At 60.4% G+C, this 7,553-nt stretch carries 4 protein-coding genes and 2 pseudogenes; 2 read left to right on the forward strand and 4 right to left on the reverse strand.

Annotated features, from left to right (window positions below; genetic code table 11):
* Positions 1-74: 74 nt before the first annotated feature.
* Positions 75-644, forward strand: a pseudogene (locus tag D7X30_RS43350) (IS66 family transposase); the annotation flags it as partial.
* 21 nt (positions 645-665) lie between these two features.
* Here the strand turns inward: D7X30_RS43350 and D7X30_RS41140 are convergent.
* Both D7X30_RS41140 and D7X30_RS41145 read right to left on the reverse strand, forming a co-directional pair.
* A complete protein-coding gene (locus D7X30_RS41140; RefSeq protein ID WP_120568441.1) occupies positions 666-2,768 on the reverse strand; it encodes a recombinase family protein in 2,103 nt (700 codons plus the stop codon).
* On the reverse strand, positions 2,755-2,940 hold the full coding sequence (locus D7X30_RS41145) for a hypothetical protein (RefSeq protein ID WP_120568442.1): 186 nt from the start codon (positions 2,938-2,940) through the stop codon (positions 2,755-2,757). The genes D7X30_RS41140 and D7X30_RS41145 overlap by 14 nt, the downstream gene beginning before the upstream one ends.
* Positions 2,941-3,249: 309 nt before the next feature.
* On the opposite strand from D7X30_RS41145, the pseudogene D7X30_RS41150 reads away from it, so the two are divergent.
* Positions 3,250-3,501, forward strand: a pseudogene (locus D7X30_RS41150) (transposase domain-containing protein); the annotation flags it as partial.
* A gap of 273 nt (positions 3,502-3,774) precedes the next feature.
* Here the strand turns inward: D7X30_RS41150 and D7X30_RS41155 are convergent.
* Together D7X30_RS41155 and D7X30_RS41160 are read right to left on the reverse strand one after the other, a co-directional pair.
* Entirely contained in the window at positions 3,775-5,598 is a 1,824-nt protein-coding gene (locus D7X30_RS41155) for a ParA family protein (protein WP_120568443.1), read from the reverse strand.
* A gap of 10 nt (positions 5,599-5,608) precedes the next feature.
* Positions 5,609-6,163: a type II TA system antitoxin MqsA family protein gene (locus tag D7X30_RS41160; protein ID WP_120568444.1), complete on the reverse strand. Its 555-nt coding sequence runs from the start codon at positions 6,161-6,163 to the stop codon at positions 5,609-5,611.
* Positions 6,164-7,553: the final 1,390 nt, after the last annotated feature.

The raw sequence follows: 7,553 nt of genomic DNA on the forward strand, positions 1-7,553 counted from the left end.
ACCGGCCGGCCTTCATCAGCTCGACGACCCGCTCACGGAACTCCGGCGGGTATGGGGGGCGTGACTTCGGCATCGTGGGACCCTTTTCGCACAGCGGGTGGGACTCCACGAAACCGGGGCAACTTCATCTCTGGACTTTCCTCACCCAGACGCCCGCGGGCGAGTGGCTCATCGGCTACCGCTTCAGCCTGGGCCGGGCCAGCGCGACGCCGAAGGAAGTCCTGGGCGGCACCCGGGGCGCCCTCGTGGTGGATGCCTATACCGGCTACAACGCGGTGACGCTGCCCGAGGGGAGAATCCGCGTGGGCTGCTGGGCGCACGTGCGTCGCCGCTTCTTCGAGGCGCTCCCCACCGCCCCCGAGGCCCGCGAGGCCCTGGACTTCATCCTCGCCCTCTACCGCGTGGAGGCCCTGGCCCGCGAAGCGAGCGTCGTGCGCACCGACGCGCACCGCGAGCTGCGCCAGCAGCAGAGTCTCCCCGTCCTCTCGGCGCTGCGTGCGTGGATGGAATCCCAAGCCCCGCGCCACCTGCCCAAGGGGCCTCTGGGCCAGGCCCTTTCCTACGCCCTGAAGCAGTGGGAAGCCCTGACGCGATTCGCCTCCGACGCGCGCCTGCCCCTGGACAACAACCGCTCCGAGGCGGCGCTGCGCAAGGCAATGGGGGTCTCATTGTGCGTCACCTCTTCGGGTTGTTGTCAGCCTCTTCGTGCTGTGGCGAGGCTTGCTCGCGCTCCGCGGGCTCATACGACGAGTCTGGACTGCCTTGAGCACGTGCGGAGTTCGCAGGTCCTCCGCCCGAATCTGCCACGGCGCATCCGGCATCACCTGCTTGGCGGGCAGCAATCCACGCTGGATGAGCTTGCGAATCACCTGGTTCGGCACGCTGAGGGCTGCGGCAGCATCCCGCATCGTGAGCCAGGTGCTGTCATCCCGGGCGGGAGCGTAGGCTGGAATCCGGGCCGTCCGCCGGTACGAGGCGACGCGCCTCTCGGTCCACTCAAGGCCGTGGCCAGTTCGGTGACTCTCCCGGTTGAGACGTTCCGCGATGGCCGCGTCCGATTGCTCGCCAGCCATCGCACGAATCAGCGCATCCGCGGTGGCGGAGGCACGCTTGCGGTGCTCTCCCGTGGCGGGCTTGCGAGCCCGCACCTCTGAATGTTGCCCGCCCCGCCAGTGGATGATGAGCACTAACTCTCGGCGGTCGTCGTCGACGTCGACGACTATCTCCTCAATCAGGGCACGTACCAGACGCTGCTTCACGGCGGAATCCGTCCCTGGGGCGTCCCACGCTGCGCGCAGGTCGCCCGCCAGACGAAGCAGCATCTCGTGGTCGGGGACGGCGGCAGGCGTGGGCTCCCCTTCACAGAGGCGCTGCTCACATGCATGCAGTTGGGTGAGCGCCGCATTCCAACGCGCCTCCAGCTCCGCGGCGACAAGTCGGTTGTCTGGGTCGACGGCCTCGTAGCGACGCTGAGCGAGGCGCACCTCGTAGTTCGCCTGCTCCCTCTCAAGTTCGAGCGCGCGACGCCGCTCGGTTTGTTGCTGGTGAGCGAGGTCCATGGCGGCTATCGCTGCCTCCACGGCGAGGGGAGAAACGGCCTGCAGCACCTCGGTCGCCATGAGGTCATCTGGCCGTGAGGCACCGAAGGAGATGCAGGGCGCGGTGCCGTGGGCCTGGTGGCCTCGGTGGCAGAGGTAGCGGGCCCGGCGCGGCAGACGCCCGGTGTACGCCACGAAGAGCATCCGTCCACAGCGGCGGCAGCGCAGCAGGCCCGAGAGCAAGGCCCTTCCACCTCTTGCCGCCTTCGCGCTGCCAGCGGGACGCCGGTGCGCGTTTCGCCGCAGGCGTTCTTGGTTCCGCTCGAATCCTTCCCAACTGATGTAGCCTTCATGGTGGTCTCGCAGAAGCACCGTCCACTGCTGCATGGGGCGGGGGTGCCCGTAGCTCTTCGCTAGGCGCCCTTCGACGAGTTGGGTGCGCTGGGCTGACTTTCCATACGCATACACGCCCGCGTAGAATGGGTTCTGTAGCACGCTGATGATGTTGCGGTAGGCCGGTGGCGTCCAGCACCGTGGCGCCCCCAGTCGCTTGCCATCGCTCGGCCGTGGGAAGAGGTGGCGCTCGCGGCACATATGAAGATGCACCTGCCGCGCACTTTCCAGCCGCTCGAAGAGCCGGAAGACCGTATGGATGGCTTCTCGCACGCGCCGGTCTGGGTCCATCTCCAAGGCTGTGTCATGGGACCACAGGTAGCCGACCGGCACTGGAATATGGAGTTCCCCGCGCCGCGCCTTGGCCTGCGCACCATCGACGAGCCGTCGACGCATCAGTGTCAGCTCGAATTCGCTGATGGTTCCTTTCAATCCGAGAAGCAGGCGGTCATTCGGCACACTCGGGTCGTACACTCCATCCCCGTCGACCACGCGGGCATCTACGAGGCCACACAACTCAAGGAGGTGATGCCACTCGCGACCGTTACGAGCCAGACGGGAGGCTTCCAGGCAAAAGACAGCACCGACGCTACCCTGGCAGAGCTGTGCCACCAGCGCCTCGAAGCCAGGACGGGTGGTCAGGCCACTGGCCGAGCGGCCAAGGTCGTCATCAATGGTGATGACGTCGCGGAAGCCGTAGGCGCGAGCCAGGTCCGCGAGCGCATACTGGCGGCGCTGGCTCTCCATGTTGTCCTGCACCTGGGCAACGGTGGATTGACGGACGTAGACGATGGCGCGCCGCTGGAGGACCGACTCAGGCAGCTCAGCTCGGTTCATCGCCACCCTCCGCTGCGCCGTCTCCGGGGCTGGCCGGAGGCAGGGCGCTCAGCAGGAGTTGCGCGAGCAGCACCACCACCTGGCGATGCTGCTCTTCGGTGACCTGGGGCCTCGACCTCCTTGCGAGCGGTAGCGAGAGTTGCTTCAGCTTCCTTGCCTGATGGTTGGCCATGCGCGCCCTCCATCACCAAGCCTGTGGTGGATGACGACGCGTGCTCGGCCGCCAGCGCGTCGAGCAACCGGCGTAAGCCGCGAAGCGCCTCAAGAGAGCACTGCGGAATGCCGAACGTCAGGGCAGCGCAGGTCGCCCGCTCCAGCATCCATGATGGGACGACCGCGCGCGAGCCATCCGGCAGCGCACAAATGGCAACGTGCTCGCCTTTGCGGTGTTCGCGGTACAGGACGGGTACCTGCTGGCCCACCAATGGGTGCCATCGGCAGTGGACCTGGGCAACTTCCGCGATGCCTGCGGTAGAATGAGCGGAGCGTTGCCCTGGGCCGTAAGAACTTTCTCTTCGTCGGCCACGAGGCCGCGGGGGAAAACTTCGCTGGCCTCTATGCACTGGTGGCCACCTGCGAGGCCAACCAGGTCAATCCCGAGGACTACCTCGCGGATGTCCTGCTACGCGTCCAGACGCACCCAGACTCGCGCATCGGTGAGCTGCTACCTCACGAGTGGAAGCGGCGACGCGCAGCTGACCCGCTCGAGTCACCCCTCCAGCCCAGTCCCTGACCAGCTCACTCCTCGCGGCGCTCGCCGAGCACGGTCCGCGTCTGTCATCAATCCTCCAGGCACGTCACTGGCCGGACGGTTACCAACAGCCTGCTAGGTGCCGTGGGGCTGTTCTCCTCGAAAGCGATGAGCCACAACTTGTTCGCGGTGGCGTGTGTCAAGAAGAGGGCGTGAATAGGGCCCTCACGAGGATTGTCTAGGCTTCTCTGCGGACATCCTTCGCTCTTCTTTGGAACTGAACAAGCATCATTAGGGTGTCAAGCGTAAAGGTAGTTAGTTCGATCTGGAATCAATGAACTTAGGCGTCACGCTCACTCCATGTAGCAACTTGTCGATGTCGTTCAGGTCTTCTTCAAACTCGGAGGGCGGAACCTCCAAATATCTCCAGCAAGAGAACGTGCTCACGGGGTTTTGCGTGATTCCCTGCCTTGCCCGCGCGAGTCGCCTTCTTGCCGTTATTGTATCACCCGCGAAATGAGCGGCAATGGCTAGGCATTGTGAGTAGTTAACGCCGCCTCCTCGAGATCGCAGCAGATCCAACTCCAGCACGCGCTTGAATAGATCTGTGGGTGGCTGGCCAGTCATGCCCCAGTTCGCCATTGCATAATTGAACACCTGGGATATCTCTTCGCTGGCAAGTACTTCACTATGTGATGCTGCAATCGAAGACATGGCTTCTTCGAAACGGCCTTGGCCGATGTGCACCACGGCCAATTGAAGTTGTGCCATCCGCTTGATTGACTCAAGGCTGGAGTCCTCGCGGATGCTTTGGAGCAGTCTCTCGGCGACTGGGAGTAGGCCTGGAATGCTTATTGCTTCTGAAACAAAGATGCTTTCTGGCGTCGACAGTCGTTTGACGGCACGTGACTCCGAAATTGAGGCCAGTGTTTGAGGGGAAATTTCGACTAGGGTTCGTATGGCGAAATAGACATCTTGGAAATCTGCGTCCTCGCTGTCCAGTGTTGAGAGGAAATCGGCAACGGCGTCATCTAGACGCCCCATTGACCGCAGTACTCGGGCTCGTTGGTTGTAAATGCGAGCTTTCTTGTAGCCGGATTCAATTGCGATGCTGAGAAGGCTGAGGACTCCTTCGGAGTTGCCGAGTGCTTCCCGAATTGATGCCATCCGGGCCAGTACTTCGCCATCTCGACTGTGTGCCGAAGCAATTGCATCAAGACGATCGTCTAGCCTGACAACGGATCTGTTTGGATCGCCTAGCTCGATCTCATCTTCAATTAGCGTTAGGTAGGAGAGAGCTCCATCACGATCGTCGATGTTTTGGCGCACAATTGCGTTCGTTAGTTCGGTGTACTCCTTTGCGAGGCGAGTCCGAGGACGTTCGTGTACAAATACAGGTTGGTTGAGTAAAGAGAGACTGCTGTAGTGATGAAGAACTGCCGCAGGACGGTCATATCTTAGCATCTTGCTGGCATGGTCAAGCGCCGAAGCAACGATGCCTTCCTCGTCATCGAGTTCCGGAACATTCGAGGGAACGAAATGGAGATGGATTGTACGACTTCTCGGCGGTTGAGATTCTCGCCGAATAGCCTCAACTACAGTGCGTAGTCCTAGGAGGTTCTGTTCCGTCGGGATGAATAGCGCAACAACTGAGTCGGGCAGTTGTCGTGTGCATATTCCCCCTACGTCAGTGTGACCCGTTCGGGAGTCAATGAGTACATAGTCGGGTCTAATGTGTTCTTGCCATTGAGCTTTGAGATCCTCAAACAACAGATAGCCATCTTCTTCTTGATAGAGTCTCAGCCAATCGATCGAATTTAAGCGTGAGCCATACTGTGCGTCCTGCCGGCCTGACGGCATGATCCAGAGTTCTCCTGTGGTTATAGGAGAATCGCATCGCCGCACATATTCGCGAACATCAGGTGCCTCGCCGTGCTGTCTGTATTTTTCTACAAAATCGACGACGCCAAGGTCTCCACTCCCCTTGAAGAGTCCGTATGTGCTAACTCCCGGCGCCTCCAAGTCAAAATCGACAACAAGTACTCTCCGACCTTTTGCGGCCAAGTTGGCTGCAACATTTACGAGCGCCATCGTTCGGCCGACGCCGCCCTTGAAAGAATAGAAAGTGACGGTATGCATGAGTGCCTACTTAAGCGTGTCCTAGGCGCAACTCAAAAGTGCTTGCAGCAAGATAGGCGCTGGCTGGCAAGCTGGTTCTGAATTTTTTGGTGCGCTTCCGGTTGTGAAGATTGGTTTTTTGCGCGAGCGGGGCTTTGTTCCCAGATATGCGCCTCTCACGAAGAAGGCGCAGGTATTTGTCTGCTGACTTGTTTTGGAGATTTAGGCCAAGCTCCCAGCGCTTTATGGAGGCTTCGCCAAAGCCAGTCTCTTCGGCGAATTCGCTCTGGGTCATCTGATGGTTGGAGCGGATTTCGCGGATTTCTCTGGGGGAAAGTAGGCCAAGGTGGCGGCAAACAGCCTCATGTCGCAGTTCTTCTGCGTCGCCATCGGTAAATTCGAAATCACAGCTCGAGCAATGCCAGGCAGGCACTTCGGCCGATAGTAAAACCTGTTCAGCCTCCAGGCCGTATGGGAACTGCTGCTTGGTTTGAATTTGAATGAGGCTGGGCTCACCACAAGCTGCGCAGGATGGGTGCTTACTTGAGAATGTCTCGTCCGTATGGTCTTTATTCATCTTCGTCATCCCCTGGCTTGCTGTAATGAAAGCTGCGGCCAAACACTGTTCCGGAGCCTAGTTGGAGCTTGATGTAGATCCTCTGGCCTCCTTGGGTGTCGAAAAGGAGAACATATCCAGTTCGTCCTGGGGGCTTCCGGAGAACAATTTCCTCAAGATGGACTCCTGCATCGAGCAACGAGACGGTGAACTCCCATGCCCCCGCTTCCGTGAAAAGCTCGCCACTTTCAGGGCATGTCACTGTCCACGGATGCCACTTGCAAGGCATGGCTTGGTTGTTAGGTGTTGAGCGGGTTTTTCTAGAAGCAGCCAAGGAGACGAGCTGCTTCCGGATCTCTGGTAGGTTCCCAGTCATGGTGCGGCGCGTCACCTATTGGGCTTGGTCGGTATCATAAGATACTGGTCGAGTGTCGGCAACGAGTAGAATGAGGACGGCTCGCTGCTTGAGGCGTGCTTGGTCGCCTATCGAACCAGAAAAGAGTGGATAAGCCGTCTTTGTGGTGCGATCGTGTGGTTTATGGTGGGATGGATGGTGGACTAGAGCGGTTAAATCGGGCATCCAGGACAGCAGCAGGTCGTCCGGTCGCTCGTTTGATCGGGGTTATACTGACAGTTCGCAGCTCCTAACAAACGTTAGGATGGAGTCGGCGCAGAGGCACGACGGAGCTCCGGAGGATGGGTGGACGCTCTCCCTGTACTCGGCGCGGACTCGAAAGCGGTGTGGCTAGCTATTTAAGGCCAGAGTGAGCCCAGCGACCTATTGATAGCGTCTTGGCTGCTCCCTGGGCTCGGTGCTTGTGGATGGGCGATGCGAGTGGCCATGCCACACAGCTGAAGTCTTCACCGTTTCTCCAGGGAAGCGTATGCCTTGTCGCCGTGGACCTTACGTGGACGCCGCCGCCTCTGGCTCGAAGCCCTCGACGCTGAATGTGTGGACTCTGCGAATGGGCATATTTCGTAATTGTCGGGAACGTTGACCGCCGCTGCGGACTCGGTCAGTGGCAGTTCGTGGGGCTCTACGCGTAGATGAAGCGTACCACCTGCCTTCTCTCTATTCATCGAGCTTGGGCCTGCGGGACCCGGACGGACGAGGAGTTGATGGAGGTAAAGGAAAAGTCCATGTTGCCGCGCAGCAGAAGTTCATGCGGCAGTCGTTCCTAGCTCTTTCCCCACACGCTAGGGGCTGTCCCTGATCTCCGGCCCGAAAATCAACCTGGTGGATCAAACACCGGCGTTGGACCCAGCCATGAAGGGCATCAGGAGGTTGCCAGCCAGCGTCAGGCATGATCAACGCTGGCTGTGCGCCGACATGAACTGAGCGATGCCGAGTGGAGCCGCATCAAGCCCTTGCTGGGCTCGCGGAGCGGCCCACCCTCGAAGCGAGGAGACCGCGACTTCA

The sequence above is a fragment of the Corallococcus sp. AB011P genome (genome assembly GCF_003611605.1).
Taxonomy (GTDB): Bacteria; Myxococcota; Myxococcia; order Myxococcales; family Myxococcaceae; genus Corallococcus; species Corallococcus coralloides.

Bases quoted from the DNA above. Each gene is read 5' to 3' on its own strand.
- D7X30_RS41160 (WP_120568444.1), bottom strand. From the start codon at position 6,163: ATGACGAAGATGAATAAAGACCATACGGACGAGACATTCTCAAGTAAG.
- D7X30_RS41155 (WP_120568443.1), bottom strand. From the start codon at position 5,598: ATGCATACCGTCACTTTCTATTCTTTCAAGGGCGGCGTCGGCCGAACG.
- D7X30_RS41145 (WP_120568442.1), bottom strand. From the start codon at position 2,940: ATGGCCAACCATCAGGCAAGGAAGCTGAAGCAACTCTCGCTACCGCTC.
- D7X30_RS41140 (WP_120568441.1), bottom strand. From the start codon at position 2,768: ATGAACCGAGCTGAGCTGCCTGAGTCGGTCCTCCAGCGGCGCGCCATC.